Annotated in this window: 18 protein-coding genes; 3 read left to right on the top strand and 15 right to left on the bottom strand. The window is 43.2% G+C overall.

The genetic code is table 11. The features are described from left to right. Positions 1–20: 20 nt before the first annotated feature. The 11 genes from hisS to A8805_RS05590 form a co-directional block, all read right to left on the bottom strand. On the bottom strand, positions 21–1,286 hold the full coding sequence (hisS, locus tag A8805_RS05640) for a histidine--tRNA ligase (protein WP_109709213.1): 1,266 nt from the start codon (positions 1,284–1,286) through the stop codon (positions 21–23). Further along, the gene (gene hemZ / locus A8805_RS05635) at positions 1,277–2,704 is read right to left on the bottom strand and encodes a coproporphyrinogen dehydrogenase HemZ (protein WP_181392747.1); all 1,428 of its coding nucleotides are present in this window, start codon (positions 2,702–2,704) and stop codon (positions 1,277–1,279) included. The genes hisS and hemZ overlap by 10 nt, the downstream gene beginning before the upstream one ends. Positions 2,705–2,730: 26 nt before the next feature. Beyond that, on the bottom strand, positions 2,731–3,351 hold the full coding sequence (locus A8805_RS05630) for an MBL fold metallo-hydrolase (RefSeq protein ID WP_109709211.1): 621 nt from the start codon (positions 3,349–3,351) through the stop codon (positions 2,731–2,733). 6 nt (positions 3,352–3,357) lie between these two features. Continuing rightward, the gene (locus A8805_RS05625) at positions 3,358–5,661 is read right to left on the bottom strand and encodes a RelA/SpoT family protein (protein WP_109709210.1); all 2,304 of its coding nucleotides are present in this window, start codon (positions 5,659–5,661) and stop codon (positions 3,358–3,360) included. A 182-nt stretch (positions 5,662–5,843) separates the two neighbouring features. Further along, on the bottom strand, positions 5,844–7,556 hold the full coding sequence (recJ, locus tag A8805_RS05620; protein WP_109709209.1) for a single-stranded-DNA-specific exonuclease RecJ: 1,713 nt from the start codon (positions 7,554–7,556) through the stop codon (positions 5,844–5,846). 215 nt (positions 7,557–7,771) lie between these two features. Continuing rightward, the gene (secD, locus tag A8805_RS05615; protein WP_109709208.1) at positions 7,772–10,021 is read right to left on the bottom strand and encodes a protein translocase subunit SecD; all 2,250 of its coding nucleotides are present in this window, start codon (positions 10,019–10,021) and stop codon (positions 7,772–7,774) included. 5 nt (positions 10,022–10,026) lie between these two features. Further along, positions 10,027–11,430 carry a thioether cross-link-forming SCIFF peptide maturase gene (gene scfB / locus A8805_RS05610; RefSeq protein WP_109709207.1) on the bottom strand — a complete coding sequence of 468 codons (1,404 nt, stop codon included), beginning with the start codon at positions 11,428–11,430 and terminating at the stop codon, positions 10,027–10,029. Between the two features lie 127 nt (positions 11,431–11,557). Continuing rightward, complete coding sequence (scfA, locus tag A8805_RS05605; RefSeq protein WP_059070209.1) at positions 11,558–11,701, bottom strand: six-cysteine ranthipeptide SCIFF; 144 nt, start codon at positions 11,699–11,701, stop codon at positions 11,558–11,560. 87 nt (positions 11,702–11,788) lie between these two features. Beyond that, on the bottom strand, positions 11,789–12,175 hold the full coding sequence (locus tag A8805_RS05600) for a TIGR04086 family membrane protein (protein ID WP_109709206.1): 387 nt from the start codon (positions 12,173–12,175) through the stop codon (positions 11,789–11,791). Between the two features lie 152 nt (positions 12,176–12,327). Beyond that, positions 12,328–12,870: a stage V sporulation protein T gene (gene spoVT, locus A8805_RS05595; RefSeq protein WP_109709205.1), complete on the bottom strand. Its 543-nt coding sequence runs from the start codon at positions 12,868–12,870 to the stop codon at positions 12,328–12,330. An 85-nt stretch (positions 12,871–12,955) separates the two neighbouring features. Beyond that, positions 12,956–14,587: a Na/Pi cotransporter family protein gene (locus A8805_RS05590; RefSeq protein WP_109709204.1), complete on the bottom strand. Its 1,632-nt coding sequence runs from the start codon at positions 14,585–14,587 to the stop codon at positions 12,956–12,958. A gap of 264 nt (positions 14,588–14,851) precedes the next feature. Here A8805_RS05590 and A8805_RS05585 point away from each other — a divergent pair, with 264 nt between their 5' ends. After that, positions 14,852–15,298: a GatB/YqeY domain-containing protein gene (locus A8805_RS05585; protein ID WP_109709203.1), complete on the top strand. Its 447-nt coding sequence runs from the start codon at positions 14,852–14,854 to the stop codon at positions 15,296–15,298. A gap of 11 nt (positions 15,299–15,309) precedes the next feature. Then, positions 15,310–16,230, top strand: coding sequence for an AEC family transporter (locus tag A8805_RS05580; protein WP_109709202.1), 921 nt, complete (start codon positions 15,310–15,312; stop codon positions 16,228–16,230). 233 nt (positions 16,231–16,463) lie between these two features. Here the strand turns inward: A8805_RS05580 and eno are convergent, their stop codons facing one another. From eno to A8805_RS05565, 3 genes are all read right to left on the bottom strand, one after another. Further along, entirely contained in the window at positions 16,464–17,759 is a 1,296-nt protein-coding gene (gene eno / locus A8805_RS05575; protein WP_109709280.1) for a phosphopyruvate hydratase, read from the bottom strand. Between the two features lie 79 nt (positions 17,760–17,838). Beyond that, entirely contained in the window at positions 17,839–18,933 is a 1,095-nt protein-coding gene (locus tag A8805_RS05570; RefSeq protein WP_242992284.1) for a ComEC/Rec2 family competence protein, read from the bottom strand. Positions 18,934–18,946: 13 nt separating this feature from the next. Next, positions 18,947–20,863: an EAL domain-containing protein gene (locus A8805_RS05565; RefSeq protein ID WP_242992283.1), complete on the bottom strand. Its 1,917-nt coding sequence runs from the start codon at positions 20,861–20,863 to the stop codon at positions 18,947–18,949. 235 nt (positions 20,864–21,098) lie between these two features. Here A8805_RS05565 and A8805_RS05560 point away from each other — a divergent pair, with 235 nt between their 5' ends. Further along, complete coding sequence (locus tag A8805_RS05560) at positions 21,099–21,989, top strand: YitT family protein (RefSeq protein ID WP_109709200.1); 891 nt, start codon at positions 21,099–21,101, stop codon at positions 21,987–21,989. A gap of 50 nt (positions 21,990–22,039) precedes the next feature. Here A8805_RS05560 and A8805_RS05555 read toward each other — a convergent pair whose 3' ends face one another. Continuing rightward, positions 22,040–23,284, bottom strand: coding sequence for an aminotransferase class I/II-fold pyridoxal phosphate-dependent enzyme (locus A8805_RS05555; protein WP_242992282.1), 1,245 nt, complete (start codon positions 23,282–23,284; stop codon positions 22,040–22,042). Between the last annotated feature and the right edge of the window lie 13 nt (positions 23,285–23,297).

Below are 23,297 nucleotides of genomic sequence, written 5' to 3'. Positions count from 1 at the left end.
CGTTCACACATTTTTCACATTTATAGTTCTTCTACGGAGTCCCGGTAACATTCTGTAATATCTGTATATCCTTCTGCCGCCAATTGTTCTTTTTGGAACTTCTTATTTTTTTTCATATTCGCTATCATAACCTGTTTTCCTGCCGCCCGTTCTTCTTTGGCAAGATTCAGCACTTTCAGCATTCCCTCCTGAGGCATGTCCTTCTCAATCAGAAATACTTTCTTATTTCTGCTGGCCGGCACTTTATAGCCTCTTTCCAACAACAGCATAACGATTCGCTCAAATCCAATGGAAAAGCCTACTGCTGGTGTGTTCTGCCCGGTGAATTTGCCTATCATTTCATCATAGCGTCCGCCGCCGCCTACAGAGCCACCGAATTCGTCCATGGAAATCTCAAATATGGTTCCGGTGTAATAGGACATTCCACGCACCAGGGTAGGGTCGAAACTGATGCTGAATTTTGCTTCTTTTGCACTCTCTACACTGGTAACAATCATTTCGAGTGAAGCCGCTGCGTCATCCGCAAGAAAGCCTTCCAGTTTCTCTTTACAATACCGTATCCCTTCCACATCATTCGTAATCTCTTGGAATAACCTGAGATATTTCTCCACTGATTCTTTTTCATAGCCATATTCCCCTAACTCCGCTGCCACACCATCCATGCCGATTTTGTCCATCTTGTCCAGTATGATAAATACATTTTCATAGTCTTCTTCTTTGAAGCCACTGTATGCCGCCATTGCTTTTAAAACTCTTCTGTCATTGATACGGATGGTAAAGTTCTGAAAATCAAGCTTTCCAAGCAATGTGGAAGTTGCAAGTATAAGTTCAATTTCCGCCAGGTTTCCGGCCTCTCCTAAAATGTCAATATCACACTGCATAAACTGACGGAAGCGTCCTCTCTGGGGTCTGTCGGCACGCCATACGTTTCCCATCTGGAGCGCTTTAAAAGGAGACGGCAGATCATTGGCATTATTGGAATAATACCTGGATAAGGGTACCGTCAAATCATAGCGCAGTCCTCCATCCACCAAATCACTTTCTGACTGCGCGGTGTCAATTTTCAGCTTTTCTCCGCGCTTGAGAATTTTAAAAATCAGCTTCTCATTCTCTCCGCCCTGCTTGCTGCACAAATTCTCTATGTGTTCAACACAGGGAGTCTCTATGGATGAAAATCCAAAGGATTTATAGGTGTCTTTAATCAGACTGATGACATAATCCCTGATTTCCATCTCTCCGGGCATCATGTCCTTCATTCCGGTAACCGGTTTTTTCTTTAACGCCATAACCATTCTCCTTTTCTTTCTATCATTTCATCAATACGCTCAATATATGAGCGAATGTCCTTCACATTCTCAATTCTTACCAGATTGCTCTGTCTGCCGTTCTCTAACCCGATTTTCTCAGGAAGGACAATTTTGGTGGAGGCACCTGCACCTGCTGCAAGAATTGTCTGTTTTTCTTCCATAATTAGTATATTGTATATTCCGGCTTTGTCAACCTTTGCATAGCCAACATTTTCAAAATTTCCTGCCATATTTTTCTGCCGGTATAAATAATAAGGTTCAAGTCCCATCTTTTTAGAAGCTTTGGCACTATCCTCTACCATTTGTGTAATTTCAGAATGCAGTTCAACCTTCCGGCCCTCCTGACCATACCTGGCAGCACGCTTGATGGCAAGCACATGAACTGTCAGGCTATCCGGTCCCAGCTCCTCAATCTGTCTCAGTGTATCCTGCATATCCTCTGCATCCTCACCGGGCAGACCTGCAATCAAATCCATATTAATATTGTCAAATCCAAGCTCCCTGGCAAGATAAAAAACTGTCTTCACATCTTCCACCCGGTGCCTGCGCCCCACTGCATCCAATGTTTTCTGCTGCATAGTCTGGGGATTGACAGAAATCCTTGTTACCGGATGTCCCGCAAGAACCTCCAGCTTTTCCCTTGTAATACTGTCCGGCCTCCCTGCCTCTACTGTAAACTCCTTTAAATCCGCGTAGGAAAAGATAGAGTCCAAAAGTCTCAGAAGTCTTTCCAGCTGTTGCGCACTGAGTGTAGTAGGGGTTCCGCCTCCTATATAGATGGTATTTAATTTTCTTCCCCGGGCCGCCTGCCCTATAGCTGTAATTTCTTTACAAAGGGCATCCAGATATAACTCTGTCCCGCCAGGCCATTTATCCAGGGGGGAGGAACCAAAGGAACAGTAGGAGCAGATACTGGGACAAAAAGGGATTCCAATATACAGGCTGTATCCCTGATCCGCATCCAGCTTTTGAAGCAGTTCTTGTTCCCGCCGGGCAATTTCACATCCCAGCGCTGCCTTCTCAGAGCTAACACTATAAACACTCCTTAGAAACTTTACTATATCTTTTTCACTCACTCCTGTTTCTAGTTTTTGCATAATTAACTTCGTGGGACGCACCCCGGTCAGCATTCCCCAGGACAGGCTTGTGCCAGTCATTTCACTTAGATAGTCATAGATTAACTTTGTGACATACTGCTTTGCCTCCCGCTTGTCCGGATATTGTAATATGCTATCTGCCGGAATGGAAAAGCAAGAGCCTCCTTCCAACTCCAGTCTTATCAGAGGTTCTTGCCCTTCATCCACCTTCTGCCTGATTTCCCCGTTCGGGAAAAAAGCTTTTGCAATATGATATGCATTATACATATAGAAGGTATCTTTACTGCTAATATCTATCATCATTCACCCCGGAGCCTGCCTTTCACCTAAAAGAATGGATTGTGTGTCTGTTCAAAAGCAATTGACGTCTCATCCATATGCCCCGGATAAACTTTTGTTTCTCCAGGCAGGCATAGTAATTTGTCCTGAATGGAATGAATAAGCTGACTGCTGCTCCCGGTGGGAAAATCGGTTCTGCCAATAGAAGCATGGAACAATGTGTCCCCGCTGAACAGAACTCCTTCCGACGGAATATAGTAACAGCATCCTCCGGCAGTATGTCCCGGTGTATGGAGCACTCCAATCTCCATCCCTGCCAGCGTCAGTTTCTGTCCATCTTTCAGATATATGGCATCAGAAAATGTATACCCCGGACCATAAGTGGATGAAGCATTCAAAGAAGCATCCTCCAGCAGTTCCTTCTCCGCCTCATGGGCATAAACAGGGACAGGAAACTCCTTTAAAAACCCACCAATTCCCATAATGTGATCAAAATGCCCATGTGTCAGCAGGATTCCTTTTAACTCCAGCCCTTTGGTTTTGATATGCCCTGACAGCTCTGCCGGACACGCTGCCGGATCTACCAGGAAACATTCTTTTGACTCTTCATTTTGCACAAGATAGCAGTTTGTGCTTATAATACCGATTACAAATCTTTCTATCTTCATCTCTTCCTAACCTGCCGTTCTCTCAATATCTATTACACCCTCTACCTGGCGGAGCTTCTCAATAATTCTGTTCAGCTCTTGCCTGCCATGCACAATAAATCCCAGGTCCAGTGTAGCGGTTCCTTTTTTACTTGTCCGTATATTCATAGACTTCACATCAATCTTAGACTCTGTAAATACTCTGGTAAGCTCCAGCAAAAGCCCCTGCTTGTCATGAGCAAACACCTTCAGCTCTGCCAGGTACTGGCCTCCATTTTCTTCCGCTGTTGTCCCTTCCCACTCTGCATCAAGGAGACGTTCCCTCTCCGGACCTGACAAGTGCAGTATGTTGACGCAGTCAGTTCTGTGAATGGACATTCCCCGTCCCCGGGTCACAAATCCTACAATCTCATCCCCCGGAACCGGATTACAGCATTTAGAGAAACGCACTGCAATATCATCAATGCCCTTCACTACAATTCCGCTTTTAGATTTCGCAATGTGAACCTTTTGGTGATTGGCTTCAGATATTCTTTCCAGAATCGTTTCATCGGTGATTTCCTTCTTGTGTTCTTTTTCATATTCTTCCACAAGCCGGTTTACGATCTGACCTTCCTTCACTCCACCGTGTCCCAGCGCCGCAAGCACTGCATCCCAATTGCGGAATCCATATTTCTGCTGTACGATCTGCTGATATTTAGGTTTCATGACATCCGGCAGATTGATGGCCTTTGCCTTACAGTAGGAGGCAATCAGCTCTTTTCCACGAATGATGTTATCTTCCTTAAATTCTCTCTTAAACCATTGATTAATCTTGTTTTTTGCCTGGGTACTCTTTACAATATTCAGCCAGTCCCGGCTTGGCCCCCTGGAGTTCTGAGAAGTTAGAATCTCAATCCTGTCACCATTTTGAATCTTATAGTCTATATTTACCAGTCTTCCGTTAACTCTGGCACCTACCATTTTATTTCCTACCGCACTGTGGATAATATAGGCAAAATCCACAGGTGTGGAACCATTGGGAAGATTTTTTACATCTCCGTCAGGCGTGAAACAATACACGTCTTCCACAAACAAGTCCAGGTCACCCTTTAGGAGGCTTAAAAATTCACGGTTATCAGACATGTCTCTCTGCCACTCCAGAATCTGGCGCAGCCAGCTTAACTTCTCTTCTTCCTGGGCCTCCACGCTCTTGCCGGCACCGCCCTCCTTATATTTCCAATGGGCAGCAATACCGTACTCGGCGGTCTTATGCATTTCTTCCGTACGAATCTGTATCTCAAAAGGCTGTCCGGAAGGTCCCATCAATGTTGTGTGGAGAGACTGGTACATGTTTGCCTTTGGCATAGCAATATAATCCTTAAAGCGTCCGGGTATAGGGGTATACATCTCATGAATCACCCCAAGAGCCGCATAGCAGTCTTTGACAGAACTTACGATAATCCGCACTGCAAACAAATCATAAACCTGGTCAATCGTCTTATTTTGGTTAACCATCTTTTTGTAGATACTAAAAAAGTGTTTCACACGTCCGTAGACCTTAGTCTCGATACTGGAATTTTTCATATGGGCAGAAACTTCCGCCACAATCTGCTGTACAAAATCCTCCCGTTCTGTCTTGCGCTCATTTAAATCTCTTACAAGATTATTATAAACCTCGGGCTGGTAATATTTCAGAGATAAGTCGTCCAGCTCTGTCTTAATCTTAGAAATACCAAGCCGGTGCGCAATAGGAGCATAAATATCCATGGTTTCCCTGGCTTTTTCCTTTTGCTTTGCAGGAGTCATAAACTCCAGCGTTCTCATATTGTGCAGACGGTCTGCCAGTTTGATGATGATGACACGGATATCCTTTGCCATCGCCAAAAACATCTTCCTTAGATTCTCTGCCTGCACTTCCAATTTATCCTGAGAATAAGACAACTGTCCCAGTTTAGTGACACCGTCCACCAGAAGCGCAACCTCCGCACTAAATTCCCGGGTCACTTCCTCCAGTGTCATATCGGTATCCTCCACTGCATCGTGGAGCATTCCCGCTACAATCGTCTCCTTATCCATCTCCAGATCCGCCAGGATAATCCCCACCCACAGAGGATGAATAATATAAGGTTCCCCTGATTTGCGTGCCTGGTCCTTATGTGCATTCTTCCCTATAAAATATGCTTTCTCTATCATAGTCGTATCCGCGGACGGATGATACTTTTTAATTCGGGCTATCAAAGACTGATATAACTGTTCAGGGTCTTGATAATCTTCTGGCGCTTTCACCGCATGTCCATCTACAATTTCCAAGTTTTTATTAAGTAATTCATATTCCGGAGTGCCTGCCATATCAATTCCCCCTTTCTTCTATCGTAACTTTCACAGGTTTAAGTATAACATTATTTTTATAATTTTAAAACTATTTTTACCACAAATCGTGTACTTGTTGTTACAGTTCAGCCATGCAAATGTCCTCTGCCAAAGCGAGATGCAGCGAAGCGTAACCGAGCTTATGGCTGAACTGTAACAACTTATTGATAGTTAACTACTGTAATCTGGAGCGTTCTGACTCCCATATATTCATTTATGGACGGATAGAATGTAAATGAGAGCTTTGGCTTTTGTTTTATATATTCCAGGCATGCATTTACATCCCCAAAGTAGACCGCCTCCATTTGATTTCCATTCATATCCTGCACCTGAAATTTCAAGACATTCTGATTCTTACCTATGATTCTGGGATTAAGAACCTTCAAATCCTTTTCCGCAAACAATGGTTTTGTGTTTCCCTTCCCAAAGGGTTCTAAAAGCTCCAGTTCTTCTACAAGAGGCTCTGTTACATAGGATAGAGGAAGCTGCATATCTATGGATACCTTTGGAAGAAGGTCCTCATCGGATAGCTCTGCAAACTTATTTATAGTCTCCCTGAACCTGTCCACATTATCCTCTTCCAGAGAAAGTCCTGCCGCAAGCTTGTGCCCGCCGAATTTGGTAAACAAAGCCCGGCACCTGCACATTTCTTCAAACATATTGTAAGCGGGGATGGAGCGGCCCGAGCCTTTTACCCCCTCCGCCCCCTGGGTGAGCACAAAGGCAGGACGGTAATACTTCTCTTTAATTCTTCCCGCAATAATCCCGGCTATACTTTCATGACAGTCAGGAAGATAAATTACCAGAACTTTATCCTCTTTTAAGGAAGTCTCCTCAATCTGCCTCACTGCCTGTTCTACCCCTTTTTCTGTCATTTCTTTCCGGCTGTCATTCAGCGCCTTCAAATCCTCGGCCAGCATCACCGCATCTCTGCGGCTTGAAGCCTTCAAAAGCTCCAGTGCCCGTTTCGCCGTATCCAGGCGCCCGCTGGCATTGATACAGGGACCCAGTACAAACCCAATATGATAAGCAGACAATCTTTCTGACGGAACTTTCGTACATTCCATCAAAGCTTTCAACCCCTGATTTTGGGTACGTTTGAGCATCTCCAGTCCCTGCTTTACAAAAATCCGGTTTTCTCCGGTCAGGTCCATCACATCCCCTACCGTAGCTATGGCTACATTTTCCATCAGATAGTCAATATCATCTATATCCCTCTGCATCACTTCGTACAGCGCCTCTACCAGTTTATAGGAAACCGCTGCTCCGCACAGCCCTTTAAAGGGATATTCGCAGTCCGGTCTGTGAGGATCCACTACCGCATCTGCCCGGGGCATAATATATTCCTTCACTCCGTCAGCCTCTATGTATGGAACTTCATGATGGTCCGTTACAATAATCGTAAGCCCCTGCTGCCTGCCATATTCAATCTCCTCTGCAGCGGCAATCCCATTATCACAAGTGATAATCGTATCAACACCATCCTCCAGCGCCCGGTCAATCAAAATCCTGTTCAGCCCGTACCCGTCTTTCATCCGGTCGGGAATATCCGTATCTACATCCCCGCCCAGCTTTGAAATTCCTTCCTGCAGTACATAGGTGGCATTTACCCCATCAATATCATAATCCCCAATCACCCGGATGGCCTTTCCTTCATGAATCTTCTCAGAAAGAATCTCCACGGCCTTATCCATGTCTTTCATTAACATTCCGTCATGCAAATCAGCAATTGTGCCATTTAGATAAAGATCAATCTCCTCATCTCCGGTCATATCCCGGTTCCGTATCAGTCTTGCAAGAATCGGAGAGATATGGTACTTCCGGGCGATCTGGTCGAAATCAGCCTTCTTCATTGCTACAAACCACTTTTCCACTTCTTATCCTCCTTGTGAATATATCCATATTTCTTACAAACCTAAAGACCGGCAGCCTGCAGGTTTGAGAAAGAGGACAAACTGCGGACATTGTACAAGTTTCAGCACCTGTGCAAAAGCTGACCCGGCAATGAGAACCCCTCAGGCATTCTCACAAATGTCAGCACTATCCGTCAATTTGTCCTCTTCTTTCCTATGGGAAAACTGTTATAGTCCTACGTTTCTTCTCGTTTCTTCACAATGTCCCGCTTCACTCTGCTCTCATACCATAAGGGTGCTGTAATACACATAGAGGAGTAAATCACACAAATAACTCCCACCATCAAAAGCAGCGAAATTGCTTTCATAGAATCGGCGCCCAGTATATACAAGGCCGCCATTGTAATGAGTATTACAATGGATGTGTAGAAATTACGCCCCACTGTTCCGGCAATGCATCGGTTTACCAACACAAGAAATTTTTCTCCTTCTCTCCTTGCCTTCATTTCTTCACGAATCCGCTCAAAGATGATGATTGCCGCATTGATTGAGCAGCCTGCAATTATCAGCATACATGCAATGAACATGCTGTCCGCTGATATACGGGAAACGGCACAAAATGCCAGCACCAACAGAATATTATGCAGTAATGTCAGGCCCGTACAGATTACAAATCGGATATCCCTAAGCCTGAACCAGACATACAGAAGCATACATGCCGTAAAGATGAGAACTGTAATTACCACATTATGCCTTATTTCTGAACTTGTTACCGGGCTGATATTTTCTGATGTTATCTGATCTTCCTTCACTTGAAAATTATCAGCCATCGCTTTATTAAACGCTTTTCGTTCATCCAGGGTCAACAGCTTTGTCCGGAAAACAACCCGCTTTGTGTCCTCTGTCTTTTGCACATGCACATTGTTGTCTCCGGTTATATTTTCTATCAGAGGCACAATATTCTTGCCAATTTCCTCAAAGCTATAATTCTTATCAAAGGTTACAGCCGTGCAGGTTCCCCCTCTGAATTCAACACCGTAATTTAAGGCATCCGCTCCATGGCTTCCATTTATCCCCATAATTACAAAGCCGATTAGAGCCAGTGTAATAGGAATACCAAAAAGCACTCTCTTCTTTCCAAGGAAATTAAATGATTTACGCTGCACCTTTATCCGCCCATAGAATTTCTTATCTTGAAAACCAATTACGTAGAGCGCATATACCACCCGGCGTGTGATTACCAATGTTGTAAATAGAGAAATTATAATACTGATAACCAGGACTTGGGCAAATGCCTTTACAGTATCACCGCCTTTTAACCATAGAACTGCCGCAGCAATAAATATTACAATATTCCTATCTAAAAGCGCAGGCCTTGCTCTTTGGAAACCGCTGCTTAGAGCTTCTATTATAGGCTTTCCTTCTGCCCGTTCCTGTTTTATTCCGGCAAAAACCATCACATTTGCATCTGCCGACATACCCATGCCCAGAATGATGCCTGCAATCCCAGGAAGTGTCAATACAACGCCGAAAGTATTAATAAGGATAAATGTCAGTCCTGTGTAGGCTAAAATTGAAATGCCAGACGCCAGCCCCTGCAGACGGAATACTAAGCACATAAATAAGATAACGATTGCCAGTCCGGCAGCACCTGCTTTCAGGCCCATACTTATGGCATCCTCACCAATTTGCCTTCCAAAGGAGTGAAAACTCAGTTCCTCCAGCTCCAAACCCGAAATGCTGCCCCGGATAGAGGCTGCCAGCTCTTCGGTCTGTTTCCAGGTAAGATTTCCGGCAATTTGAGCTTCGCCCCTCTTAACCTCAGCATTTACACTTGGCACGCTGATTAATTCACCGTCATAATAAATGGCAACTGTTTCCTTAGCTTCATATGCCGCCTTCGTAACCTGTCTGAGCGTTTCTGCACCTTCTTCAGTAAAGAAAAGCCGTACAGTGTTATTAACATCGCCAGAATCCAGCTCTATTGCAATCGCCTGGGCATCTGCAATCTGACCGGCAGTCAGGAAAATAGAGCCATCTTCCTGTAATTCCTTCACAGTTTTGTTAAGCTCATATTTTTCAGAAGCATTCAGACTGTAGTTCTCCCTGCCCTCACTGTCCTTTTCCCGTATAAAATACAGAGCACCCGGCTGTATCACTTTCGCCGCAGCTTCACCGGCATCCTCTATGCCAGGAATTTCAATACAGATTCTGTTATTACCATCCTGATAGACAGACGCTTCTGCATTATATTCCCTTGCACGCCTTTGCAGTCTGACGATTGTATCTTTCATATCTTCCCGGGATAATTTCTCTCCCTTTACCTGATATGTAATGCTGACGCCGCCCTTCAAATCCAAACCAAGATTCATGTTTTTTACTGCGCCTAAATCTGATTTTCCAAATCCAGCTGCTGCTGCAAATCCCAGAAGAGCTATCAGGATAGTGATCACAATCAGGCTGATTATGCCTCCACTCTTCTTCATGACCTTTATTTCCCTTCTTCATCCGCCAGAGCTGCCTTTATCATGATTGCACATTCCACACGTTTGCGTTCCATCTCACAGCTCACATCATAAGTATCGTGGATGGTATTATGAAATTTATGAGAGTTTGCCATACAGCCTCCACTGCAATAAAATCTTGCGAAGCAATCCCGGCACTTCTCTTTAGAATACACACTGCAGCCTCTGAATTCGTCTGCAATCTCCGGTTTTACAATTCCTTCATCCACATTTCCCATCAGAAATTCTTCATTTCCTACAAACTGGTGACACGGATATAAATCCCCCCACGGGGTAACAGCCAGATATTCCGTTCCTGAACCACAGCCGGACAGCCTCTTAGCCACACATGGTCCGCCTTCCAGATCCAGCATAAAATGAAAGAACGTAAATCCTTTGCCGCTGCGCTCCCTTTCTACCATAGTCTTTGCAAGAATGTCATATTCCCTGAAAATCTGAGGCAGGTCACTCTCTCTGATTGCGTATGGGTCTGTATCCTCCCCAACCACAGGCTCAACCGAAACCTGTTTAAATCCCAGTTCTGCAAAATGCATCACATCCTTTGAAAAATCCAGGTTCTCCCTGGTAAAAGTTCCGCGGATGTAATACCGGTCCTGATTTCTGCTGTCTGCCAGTTTGCAAAACTTAGGCACAATCAAATCATAACTGCCCCTTCCATTTCTGAATGGGCGCATCTTATCGTTTACTTCCGGCCTGCCGTCCAGACTCAAAACAACGTTGTCCATCTCACGGTTTACAAATTCCTGGACCTCATCATTTAGAAGAACTCCATTTGTAGTCAGCGTAAAACGAAAATGCTTATCGTATTTCTGTTCCTGCTCTCTTCCATATGCCACCAGGTCTTTGACCACCTGCCAGTTCATCAGCGGCTCTCCGCCGAAAAAATCCACCTCCAGATTTCTCCTGCTCCCTGAATTGGCAATCAGAAAATCCAGTGCCTTTTTTCCTACTTCATAGGACATCAGGGCACGCCTTCCATGGTATTCCCCTTCTTCCGCAAAACAATATCTGCAGGCCAGATTACAGTCATGGGCAACGTGAAGGCACAGTGCCTTTACCACAGTCTTTCTCTGCTTTACCTCTCCAATATAATCTTCATAGGTATCTTTTGTAAAAAGCTGTCCTGCTTCTGTTAATTCAATAACTGCCTCTAAAACTTCCTTTAATTCTTCCTCGCTGCAGGTTCCTCCAAATTGCTCCAGGAGATACTTGTAAGTCCTCTCCTTTCCCAGAGTCTCCGGGGTATGAAAAGAATTCATAACCTCTAAGGAACCAATCACGTCATATGCTATCTTGTCCACAACATGAACCGCCCCGCTGTTCACGTCAAGGACAATGTTATATCCATTATTCTGGTACTGATGTATCACAACAGATACCCCTCTTTCATCTTAAATTCCAACACTGCCCAAATATCTTCCCGGCAACGAATATAAGGCAGCGGCCGAAACCGCTGCCTGCAGAGCCGCTATTGACCCGGCTCTTATTGTATGTAACTTATTTCTTGTGCTCGCATGTCTGATTTCCAACGGTACAGGATGTCTTGCATGCTGACTGGCAGGATGTCTGGCATTCTCCGCAGCCGCCCTTTTTTACTGTATGATTCAATGTCTGTGTATTCAGTGTTTTAATGTGTTTCATACCTTCTCCTCCTACGATTTGTACTTATTAACCTCAAAATATTATAGCACACCGTTTCTTCTTTTTAAAGTACTTTTTACAGTAATATCAGGACACCATACCTCCCAGCATACCGCCCCCTGCGCATAGTAAAAAGGTAGTCAGCACGCTTGCTCCGCTCCCTTGTACAGCACGGTAAACTCCCAGGGAAATCAGCATTAAAAGAGCAAAATACAGAATCCCGATGGTCAGCCCCCATACAAACTTCCGGACTTTCAAAAGCTTCCCTGCAATAAAACCGCCCACGAAAGTAGACACTACATAAATTGCAGTAATGCCTGCTGTTACTTTGCCTTCATCCAGATTTAATTTATAAAGCAACAGTGTCAGCAAAAGCAACAAAATACCAGTTACCACATAAGCACATAAAAGCGCCTTTAAAATCCAGACTGCTTTAATCTCACTTCCTCGCTCATTTTTTGGCCTTTTCTCCATCCTCTTCCTCCTAGTCCAACCATTCACTAATACAGCATATGATTTTCTCCATAAAAATATGACACACCAGTATCTTCTGAAAAATTCTAATACGTTTCAGTAGATACTGGTGTGCCATAAACCTCTTTTTTCTATTGGTACTGCTCTGCTAATTATTCCATCTGGCGGCCAAGAAATCCGGCGGCACTCATAGCAACCTTCTGTTCCAACTCCCCAAATTTCCTCTTCTCATCCTTATTTAAAAATACAACCGCTCCAATCGCATCCCCCTCGCAAAGAATCGGACAAATTGCTTCTTCCTTAAACTCTTTTTCATCCGGGATGATGCTGGCATATTTTGAACTGTCCGACGTGGCAAGCAATTGCTCTCTTGCCTGAATTACCTTCTCCAGTTCTTTACTGATAAATTTGTCCTGCAAATCTTTCTTTCCGCTGCCCGATGCAGCTACAACCTGGTCATTGTCTGTAATGCACACTGTACACCCCATTGTCTGAGCCAGGCTTTCCGAATACTGTTTAGCCAAGGTTCCCAGTTCTCCAATGGGAGAATATTTCTTAAGTATGACTTCTCCTTCTCTGTCTGTAAATATTTCCAGCGGATCACCTTCCCGAATCCGCAGGGTTCTCCGTATTTCTTTCGGAATAACAACCCTTCCCAGGTCATCAATCCGCCTTACTATTCCTGTAGCTTTCATAAAGAAATTCCTCCATTTAACATCATAGTAATGATTAGCACTGCTACTAGTATTTGTCAAATAGAGGAAAATATTCGTGCTCTGATTAGTTTTCCATTTCTGTGTATTGTCCTGCAATATTTTTTACATGGTCCCCAATTCTTTCAAAATCTGTCAAAATTTCTGTAAATATAACACCAGTCTGTGGTTTGCACTTGCCCTTTTTCAAACGCTGCAGCTGCTTTTTAAAATACTTGTCTTTTGTATCATCTATTTTCTGCTCTATGGCTGCTGCTCTCTCATATACCTCTGCTGCATGTCCATTCACCGGCTTGTTTATCATATGCAACGCTTCCAGACACTGCTTTTTCATAACCTCCAGCTCTTCTTTGCTCGTGTCAGAAAAATCAATATCCCAACCTTTCAAATCACTCGCATATCCTGCCAGATTCATGGCGTGGTCTCCAATACGTTCCAAATTGCTGGTGATAACGTAATAGCCATTAATCTTATAGGAATCCGGCGTTGACATCTCATTTGACATTAAGGAAACAATGTAGCTTGAGATTTCATTGTTTAGATAATCCACATAAACTTCCCGCTGTTTTATCTTTTTCAGTGTCTTTTCGTCGAATTTTAATAAAACATCGTAGGCCTGGGAAATATTTTTTTCCACAAGACCCAGCATTCTGCCTACTTCATTTTCCACCTGGGAGATTGCCAATGCTCCCTGCCCGATTGCATACGGCTGAGTAAACTTTGAAATATATTCCAGATGGAACTCCTCTTCCTCTTCTTCCTGCCTGCCCGGAAGTATCCGTGTGGCAATGACTGCCATATACGTCCCAAATGGCAGCAGAATCAAGGTTGTTACAATATTAAAGGTCGTATGGACATTTGCTATCTGAGATACAGGACTTCCAGGTGTCAGTGCCTCCATCCAGGAAACAAAAGGAGTCACCATACAGATAATGGTAAACAGTATGGAACCAAATATATTAAACATCAGATGAATGACTGTCGTACGCTTCGCACTTACTTTCATACCTATAGATGCCAGAACAGCCGTAATACAAGTCCCTATATTCTGCCCAAACAAAATATAAACTGCACTGGAAAGAGGAATCATCCCCGTGGCAGCCAGTGCCTGTAATATTCCTACCGAGGCAGAGGATGACTGAATAACTGCGGTGAACGCCGCTCCGATCAAAATTCCCACCAGCGGATTTTTAAAGGTGGTCATAAAATGGATAAATGCTTCGGAATTTTGCAGCGGCTCCATTGCACCGCCCATCATTTCCATTCCCATGAATAATACACCAAGACCAGTAACTATACTGCTGATATGATGCACTTTTTCACTTTTGACAAACATCATCACTGCCACTCCAAGGAATGCAAATACCGGAGCTATTGCACCAATATCCAGCGCAATCAGCTGCCCGGTTATCGTGGTTCCTATATTGGCTCCCATAATTACCCATACAGCCTGCTTCAATGTCATCAATCCAGAGTTCACGAACCCGACCAACATTACAGTTGTAGCAGATGAAGACTGGATAACAGCAGTAATTCCTGCTCCTACCAAAACACCCTTTACCCGGTTGGATGTCAGCTTTTCCAAAATGGCCTTCATTTTATTTCCGGCGGCAGCCTCCAGGCCGTTGCTCATCATTTGCATTCCATATAAAAATAGTGCCAGCCCTCCTAATAGTGCCAGTATGTCCTTTATTCCCATTTCCTATATTTCTCCTTTGTACCACAATTTTTTATTTTTTGAAAATCCGAAAAAATCCCTCTAGATTTTATCATGAATCAAATCATATGACAATAATTTTTATTATTTTTTATCAAGACTTTATCATACTCCTAACATACCGGCCAAAAAGTAAAATTTATTTCAAAAAAAGAGAATTCACCTTAAAATTTAACCCGATATTGAAAAACTCACTTTATTCTGTTAAAATCTAAAGAATGCAAATATAAGCTGGAGGTATTGAAGATGAGTAAGATTGAAGAAGTAAGAAGTGCAATGGTAGCAGCTATGAAGGCAGGGGATAAGGAAAGAAAAGCAGCACTTTCTTTCTTGTTGTCCGCACTCAAGAATAAGGCCATCGATAAACGTGCAGATTTGACTGAAGATGAAGAGAATCAGATTGTCTTAAGAGAGATTAAACAGACAAAAGAAACTTTGGAAATGACTCCCGAAGACCGTACCGACATTATCGAAGAATGCGAAAAACGCCTGTCCGTATTGGAGGAATATGCTCCCAAAATGATGGGAGAAGAGGAAATTTCAGAAATAATTAAGGAAGTATTAACTGATCTGGGAATCGAAACCCTGACAGCAAAAGACAAAGGAAAACTCATGAAAGAGCTTATGCCTAAGGTAAAAGGAAAGGCCGACGGGAAATTAGTCAGTAAAATTGTAGAATCTTTCATGAACTAGAGGCCGGATATATGTTTGTACTAATTTTTAATCAATTGTTAAAAATGCTGATCATTCTGTTATTGGCATTTGCCTGCTATAAACTGAAGATTGTGAGTCAGGAAGGAAATAGGACCGTATCCAATCTGTTGCTGCTGCTTGTAAATCCATGCCTGATTGTTACGGCTTATCAAATCGATTATGATACCCGCCTTGTGAAGGGATTTCTCATTTCGTTTGCAGCTGCCTGCGCGGCGCATGTTATTGGAATTGTTATTGCACGGTTCCTGATACCGGTGAAAAATAATCCTGAGTATTATCTGGACCGCTTTGGGTCTATTTATTCTAATTGTGGCTTTATCGGTATTCCGCTGGTATATAGTATACTGGGAAATGAGGGAGTATTTTATCTTACTGCCTATATGGCTGTATTTAACTTATTCTCCTGGACACATGGACTCAGCCTTATAAGAAACAGCTTTTCCTTGAGACAACTCAAGGAAGGGCTTCTTTCTCCTACTATTCTTGCAACTTTAATAGCAATGTTTCTGTTTTTTATGCGGCTGCGTATTCCCTCTACCATTCTGGATTCTATGAATTACATTGCAAATATGAACACGCCCCTTGCCATGATGGTTGCAGGCTTTTCTGTTGCCCAGGCTGATTTCAGAAAAATCTTTACCAATCTTCATCTTTATTGGGTGAGCTTTCTAAAGCTTCTGGGAGTGCCTTTAGCAGTGACTCTCTTTTTGTTCTTAACCGGAGTAGAGCATGATCTCGCCTATGTAACATTAATTGCCGTTGCATGTCCTGCGGCTGCTACCATGACAATGATGTCAATTCGTTATCATAAAAACTATACATATGCTTCCGAAATTTTTGCATTTACAACAGTACTTTCTATGATTACAATTCCTGCTGTAACATTCATTGCCGGATTTCTTATAAAGTAGTGATTCGTTTTTTGTCTTAAGAGAGAATCTTGCTTGCAAGATTCTCCGCCTGGGGCGGGTTGCGATAGCAGCACCTTCCTTACCAACCCAGTGCGGTCTCCCTGAGGTTTTATGTAGCAGGAAACATGATTTCCTACTACATAAAGAATCCGCCGGCTTCCAAAACGGAAGTTGACGGATTCTTTTATTTACAGATTGTATATGTCCAGAACAGTTACCGCAGATTTCAGAATTTAACGGGTGATACAGAAGGTCTCAATTCCCGGATATACTGCAGCATATCCCAGCTCCTCTTCAATACGCAGCAATTGGTTGTATTTTGCCACACGCTCACTTCTGCTCGGCGCACCGGTTTTAATCTGTCCGGTGTTCAGTGCCACTGCCAGGTCCGCTATTGTGGTGTCCTCGGTCTCTCCCGAACGATGGGAGCTAACTGCAGTGTAACCTGCTTTATGAGCCATTTTAATTGCCTCCAGCGTTTCAGACACAGTGCCTATCTGGTTTAATTTGATCAGGATAGAATTACCGCAGCCCTGGTTGATTCCTTTTTCCAGTCTTTCGGTATTTGTTACAAACAAATCATCACCTACCAGTTGGACTTTTCCGCCCAGCTTGTCTGTCATCATCTTCCATCCTTCCCAATCCTCTTCGTCCAGGCCGTCCTCAATGGAGTATATTGGATACTTGTCACAAAGAGCCTCCCAATGTGCCACCAATTCTTCTGAAGTAAACTTCTTGCCTGACTTGGGCAGTAAATACTCGCCTTTTGTACCACTCTTCCACTCACTGGATGCAGCATCCATTGCAAGTACAAAGTCCTTTTCCGGCTCATATCCGGCTCTTTTTACAGCTTCAAGGATACACTCAATAGCCTCCTCATCACTTCCAAGGTCCGGCGCAAACCCGCCCTCATCTCCAACTGAGGTTGTCAGCTTCCTCTCTTTTAAGAGTGCGGCTAATGTGTGGAATACTTCCGTACACCAGCGCAGCCCTTCTCCAAAGCTTTCCGCTCCTACAGGCATGATCATAAATTCCTGCACATCCACTGTATTTGCAGCATGTGCACCGCCATTTAAAATATTCATCATTGGAACCGGCAGCCTGTTTGCATTTACACCACCTAAGAAGCGGTATAACGGCAGATTCAGAGCATTAGCCGCTGCCCTTGCACTGGCTATAGATACTGCCAGAATTGCGTTTGCACCAATCTTTGATTTATCTTTTGTCCCGTCTGCCTGAATCATAACTCTGTCTACCGCATAAGTATCTGCAGCATTCATACCTTTTAATGTCTCAGAAAGAATTGTATTGATGTTTGAAACAGCTTTGGAAACTCCCTTTCCGCCAAATCTTGCCTTATCACCGTCTCTTAGTTCCAGTGCTTCAAATTCTCCTGTAGATGCGCCGCTTGGAGCTGTTCCCCTTCCTATGGTGCCGTCTGTCAGATAAACTTCCGCTTCCACTGTTGGATTACCTCTGGAGTCAATAATTTCTCTTCCTATTACCTTTTCAATCTCTAAATATTTCATATTCCCATCCTTTCCTATGGAATGTCTCTGCTTCCATATATTGAATCCATTACATTTATTTTGCACCATCATTCTGCAGTTACCTTCCCAAACAGTTTTTACATGGGATGTACCCTTCTGACTCAAGCTCTCTTAGGACCTTCTTTGTTCTCTTTTTATTTTCAGAAGCTATTTTCTTTGTACTGTCACAGGAGGGCCGATGAATCTTCTTTGTATTTTCATTCAGGATATATGTTATATTCTTTGCCGGTTCTGGGGTACTTTTCCCTGTTCCCTTTGGCTCTCCTGCTTTCCAGCTCTCATCGGGGGACATATTCCAGGTAATCTTTTTCCCGTCAGAAACGGCAACTATAGTCCCTTGCTCATCTGTACGAAATACCTTTATCCCCTTCTTTCGCAGCAGATTCAGGACTTCTCCATGAGGATGACCATAGGAGTTGTCCTCCCCGCAGCTAATCACAGCATACTCCGGATTCACCGCTTCAAGAAATTCTTCTGAGGTTCCTGTTTTACTTCCATGATGACTGACTTTATACACATCAGCACTAAGATTCTGTCCGCTCTTTAACATTGCCTGTTCAGCTTCTGCTTCCGCATCTCCTACAAACAGGAAATGATTCCTGCCATATTCCAGACGTACTGCAACAGAATAATCGTTGGCACTGTCAAACTTTTTACCGGCAGGTGACACAACAGTAAAGAAGGCCTCCCCAAGCAGATATTTGTCTCCTGCATCAGGATGAACTGCTTTGTAATTTTTTATTTTTAAAGTGTCCTCCACCTCCTCATAAGTTTTCGTGTCCTTCCTGTAATCCGGTAGAAGCACCTCTCCACAATCAAATTTATAAATGACAACATCTAAACCACCGATATGATCGGCATCAGGATGGGTACCTATTACATAATCCAGCTTTTTTACACCTTGTTTCTGCAAATAATTCTGTACTGCGGTACCCTTACTGTTATTTCCCGCATCAATCAGCATGGCATGTCCGTCTGACAGAATCAGAGTCGCATCTCCCTGCCCAACATCTATATAATGTACCTCCACCCTGCCGCGCTCTTGCCTGGTACCTGCGGCATCTGCAGGCTGATACACCGTCCACCAGGATATCAGCATAACTGCAGATAAAATAAGCGCAATCAGCCGGTTCCCTGTAGTTCCCTTTTTCACAACATTTATCCTCTTACTCTTTGCTTAGTTCCCTGAAAAGCTGTTCTTTCATATAGTATCCCTTGGAAAACACATCCCTGGACAGGGGCTTGCTGAAATAGTACCCCTGAATATAGTCCACTCCCATCTTATCCAAAAGTTCCGCCTGAGCTCTTTCTTCAACACCTTCCGCTACAACCTTATTTCCCATACCATGGAAAAGTTCAATCAATGTTCTGACCATCACCTTTGAATCCGGATTTTCCGGAAACCCTGTTAAAAGGCTTTTATCCAGCTTCACACACTCAAACGGAAACTCCAAAATACTAACCAGGTTAGAATAACCTGTCCCAAAATCATCCAGGTAAAAGCCTATTCCCGCCCTGTCCATCTTGTTCATCATTTTTTTCATGTACTCCATGTCATGCAGAAGTACTCTCTCAGTCACTTCCATTTTAAGCCTGCCCGGAGTTAAGTGGTGTCTGTTCACACAATCCAGTATTTTCTCCGATATCCTGGCATCGGCAAATTGCTGCATGGATAAATTAACCGATATATTCTCTATATTATTGTGTTCTTCTTGTTCCAGGAAAGAACACACTTCCTCCAAAACAATCCAGCTCAACTCATCAATCAGGCCTGATGCCTCCGCGACTGGTATAAACTCAGAAGGATGGACCGGATTGCCGTCATAATCATTGAGTCTTAACAAAGCCTCTGCGGACCAGCTCCCGCTTTTCAGATGATATACGGGCTGGTACCAGACCTCAAACCGCTTCTGTTCAACCGAACGCTGTATCACGTCTAAAATTCTTTTTTCATCTTCATACTTTTTCAGCATGGTTTCGTTAAAGCTTACATTGTGTCCCTGAATTTCTTTTGCTTTTCTAATGCCATATTCCAAATAAGTCATCATTTCAGACGCAGTGTAAGTTTGTTCGATATGTTCCATGTGCATAAAAACGGCCCGTATATGAGTATGTACTTCTCCTACACTCCAGCTCCCGCGAAACCTTCTCTGTAAAATGCCAAGATTCTGCTGGGCCTCCTGTTTAGAATGCCATGGAAGAATCATTGCAAACTCTACATTTCCAAACCGGTACACCTTCCCGCCGGGAATGATCCGCCCCAGTTCGGACGCTACCGCATAAAGAATTTCATCTCCTTTTTGATGTCCATAATTCTGATTTATAACGTCAAACTGACGCAAAGCCAGAACAATGACCTGGAACTTTTGTTTTCCAGCAAGTCTGAGTGACAGATTTTCATAAAAATTTTCCCTGTTTCCCGCAAGGGTTAAAAAGTCCCGTTTTAGGGCACCGTTTTGAAAACTCATGAAAAGCACCATATTCGCAATTGCCAATGCCATTTCATTTACTATAATTTCCCTGTAAATCACTTGAAATATACCTAAAAGAACAATAAGCGGGGGAATTGTGATAATTGTCCGCACAATAGATTTACTTACACTTGGCCGGTGTTTCCAGCAGCAGTAATATATCATCAGAATTTCCACTGCTACAATGTAATATCCCAGTACATTCAGTTCTCCCCTCCGGTAATTGCCTGCGCTGTCAAAATAAAACAAGATACCCGACTTCACATTCCACAGTACCAGACCCATAAATGTCACATTCATTAAAGCCAGTGCCATAAATGCACGTTTCATACTCTCCTTATCATAGACATGTTCCAGTATTATGAGCAATAAATACGCAGCTATCATAGAACTGACAACGATAATCAGCAGAAAGTACACACTGTTGAGAAACATATTCAGCCAGTATGGACTGTGCCCGGGATAGTCCAGCAATAAGATACACAGCACATTCAGTCCTATACAAAGGAGAGAAAACAATAAACATAAACCATAGAATCTTTCCCTGGTGCTGATTACAACACGCTTTTCATGAAAATATAACATCAATGTAATGAGGACTATAAAAGCCATAAATTCCCCTGCAAGCGACCACCGTATCATATAAGTACCTCAGTAATTTATCGTTAAGTAGGATAATATTATATCACGAATGCACAGGATTTTACACCATTAATAGCAGTAAAATTTATGTTTTTATATCTTGTAATAGGGAAATCAAAATGCTAGAATATATAGACACATCTGATATCTTGAACATCATAGATTCGGGAGTGCAAATTCATCACTATAATGGGGGGAGACTATTATGTTATTTTTAAATTCTTTAAACGAGCGGCAAAAGCAGCGTTTATACAGTACGGGCAACGTGACACTCGGTACGCTTATGTTTGCTTTAGGGCTAAATGTATTTATCATACCTCTCTCATTATACAATGGAGGGTTTATGGGTATAGCCCAGTTAATCCGTACTTTTATTATGAAGGTTCTGCCTTTTTCTTTTGGGCAGACTGATATTGCAGGTATTATCTATCTGCTGCTTAACCTGCCTTTAGTTTATCTGGCATGGAACAAGATGGGAAAGACATTTTTCACCCGTTCTGTTCTGACCATTATTCTTCAGACAGTCTCTCTCACCCTGATCCCAATTCCGTCATCCCCAGTGATTGAAGATTATCTTACTGCCTGTATTCTTGGCGGCATTATTACCGGAACTGGTTCAGGTATGGTTCTTAGAGGCGGAAGCTCCGGCGGAGGACAGGATATCCTTGGTATTTACTTTTCCAAAAAGTTTCCAGGATTCAGTGTAGGAAAAGTATCCATTATCATTAACTTTTTTATATATAGTATCTGCCTCATGTTATTTAATATAGAAATCGCAATTTACTCTCTCATTTATGGTGTGGTTTTTTCCATCGCCTGTGACCGGGTACATATTCAAAATATCAACATGAGTGTTATGATTTTCACAAAGAAACTGGGCATCTCCCGGGCTATCATAGAACAGACCGGGCGTGGAGTTACTAACTGGGACGGTGCCGGAGCCTATACTAATGAGACTTCGTACATCCTGCTTGTGGTGATTTCAAAATATGAAGTCAGCCAGCTAAAGCGGATTGTCAAGAGCATTGACCCAAATGCATTTATGATATTTACAGAAGGGTGCTCTGTAGCAGGGAACTTCGAAAAGAGGCTGTAACCTTAACAGGTTACAGCCTCCTTTTTCATACCCAGACCTGATTTCTATTATCATCTAATTAATGTCTGAAGCCTTCTGCAAACTTCATCCACTACAGCCGGCTCCGATGCATAACAGATGCGGAACCATCCCGGTTCTTTTGATGCAAAAATTTGTCCCGGTGAAATATTGACCTTTAATTCTCCAAATATCTTTTGCCATAATTCCATCTCGCCTGCAAACGTCCTCTCCCTCATAAAACGGGAGAAATCAGCAAAAATGAAAATCCCGCCTTGGGCCGGTAAAGTTTGAACTCCAATCTCACCCAGCGCTTCTACCATTTTCTTGTAACCTTTTTGCAGTTCTTCCCTGTTTCTTTGCAATAGCTCCGGTAATTCCGGCGCTTTTAAAAGCTCGGTTAACACCAGTTGTGTATGTGTTGATACTCCTGAATAATATGACAGATTTTGCATGGCTGCAATCACCGCCGGATTAAAAGAAATTGCAAATCCGGTGCGAAAGCCTGAAAGGGCAAAATCTTTTGCAAAGCTGCTGGTGACATGTACTCTATGCAGATATTCATCCGGAACCAGACGCAGGGTACTGCACCATTTTGATTGTGGGTCATGAATTGTCTCGGCATAAATTTCATCCGAAATAATTTCCAAATCATGCTTCATACAGAATCCTATTACATGCTGCATGTATTCCGGTTTGTATACAGTGCCAACCGGATTGTTCGGTGAAGAATACAGCACGCCAACAACCTTTTTCCCCGCGGCAACCTGCGCTTCATATGCTTCTTCAAATGCTGCCTTCGTCAGTTCCGGGCCGCAATGCACCGGAACTAATTCTATTTTCGCTCTCTCAGACATATCGTCCCCAAATCCCGAGTAATAAGGAGCCGGTACCAATAATACGTCCCCAGGATCTCCCAATACAGTTCCCAGCATTTCTAACGCCAGCGAACATCCTGACCCTATGACAATATTTTCTTTTGTAATCTTTCTCCCTGATTCGTCTCCAAATATCAGGTGCTGCCAGTGACGTGCAATTGCTTCTCTAAAATCATTACTGCCATAAAAATAATCGTAATGGATATTTTTCGGCGCAATCGTCATACGTGACTGAATTTTCTCCAACAGCTCAATTACTTCTTTATTAATTAACTGGCTCTCTGCTGTTCCCATGTTAATATGGCCATTCGGCCTTGTTTCCGGATCATAACGCATTTCCCGCGTGCTAAAGTCAGCATTCATAAGCGGTGACATTTCCTTTGCCCAACTTTGCCCTCTTTTAGAAAGAAATTTTTTCACTTTGAGCCCCTCC

The sequence above is a fragment of the Faecalicatena contorta genome, from assembly GCF_003149105.1.
GTDB classification, from domain to species: Bacteria; Bacillota; Clostridia; order Lachnospirales; family Lachnospiraceae; genus Muricomes; species Muricomes contortus_C.
This window is presented reverse-complemented; position numbering and strand designations above follow the sequence as displayed.

Coding starts and splice junctions, on each gene's coding strand:
- A8805_RS05580 (WP_109709202.1), top strand. CDS start 15,310: ATGTTTGTACTAATTTTTAATCAATTGTTAAAAATGCTGATCATTCTG.
- scfA (WP_059070209.1), bottom strand. CDS start 11,701: ATGAAACACATTAAAACACTGAATACACAGACATTGAATCATACAGTA.
- eno (WP_109709280.1), bottom strand. CDS start 17,759: ATGAAATATTTAGAGATTGAAAAGGTAATAGGAAGAGAAATTATTGAC.
- A8805_RS05565 (WP_242992283.1), bottom strand. CDS start 20,863: ATGGCTTTTATAGTCCTCATTACATTGATGTTATATTTTCATGAAAAG.
- A8805_RS05560 (WP_109709200.1), top strand. CDS start 21,099: ATGTTATTTTTAAATTCTTTAAACGAGCGGCAAAAGCAGCGTTTATAC.
- A8805_RS05585 (WP_109709203.1), top strand. CDS start 14,852: ATGAGTAAGATTGAAGAAGTAAGAAGTGCAATGGTAGCAGCTATGAAG.
- A8805_RS05630 (WP_109709211.1), bottom strand. CDS start 3,351: ATGAAGATAGAAAGATTTGTAATCGGTATTATAAGCACAAACTGCTAT.
- secD (WP_109709208.1), bottom strand. CDS start 10,021: ATGAAGAAGAGTGGAGGCATAATCAGCCTGATTGTGATCACTATCCTG.
- spoVT (WP_109709205.1), bottom strand. CDS start 12,870: ATGAAAGCTACAGGAATAGTAAGGCGGATTGATGACCTGGGAAGGGTT.
- hisS (WP_109709213.1), bottom strand. CDS start 1,286: ATGGCGTTAAAGAAAAAACCGGTTACCGGAATGAAGGACATGATGCCC.
- A8805_RS05590 (WP_109709204.1), bottom strand. CDS start 14,587: ATGGGAATAAAGGACATACTGGCACTATTAGGAGGGCTGGCACTATTT.
- A8805_RS05600 (WP_109709206.1), bottom strand. CDS start 12,175: ATGGAGAAAAGGCCAAAAAATGAGCGAGGAAGTGAGATTAAAGCAGTC.
- A8805_RS05625 (WP_109709210.1), bottom strand. CDS start 5,661: ATGGCAGGCACTCCGGAATATGAATTACTTAATAAAAACTTGGAAATT.
- hemZ (WP_181392747.1), bottom strand. CDS start 2,704: ATGATAGATATTAGCAGTAAAGATACCTTCTATATGTATAATGCATAT.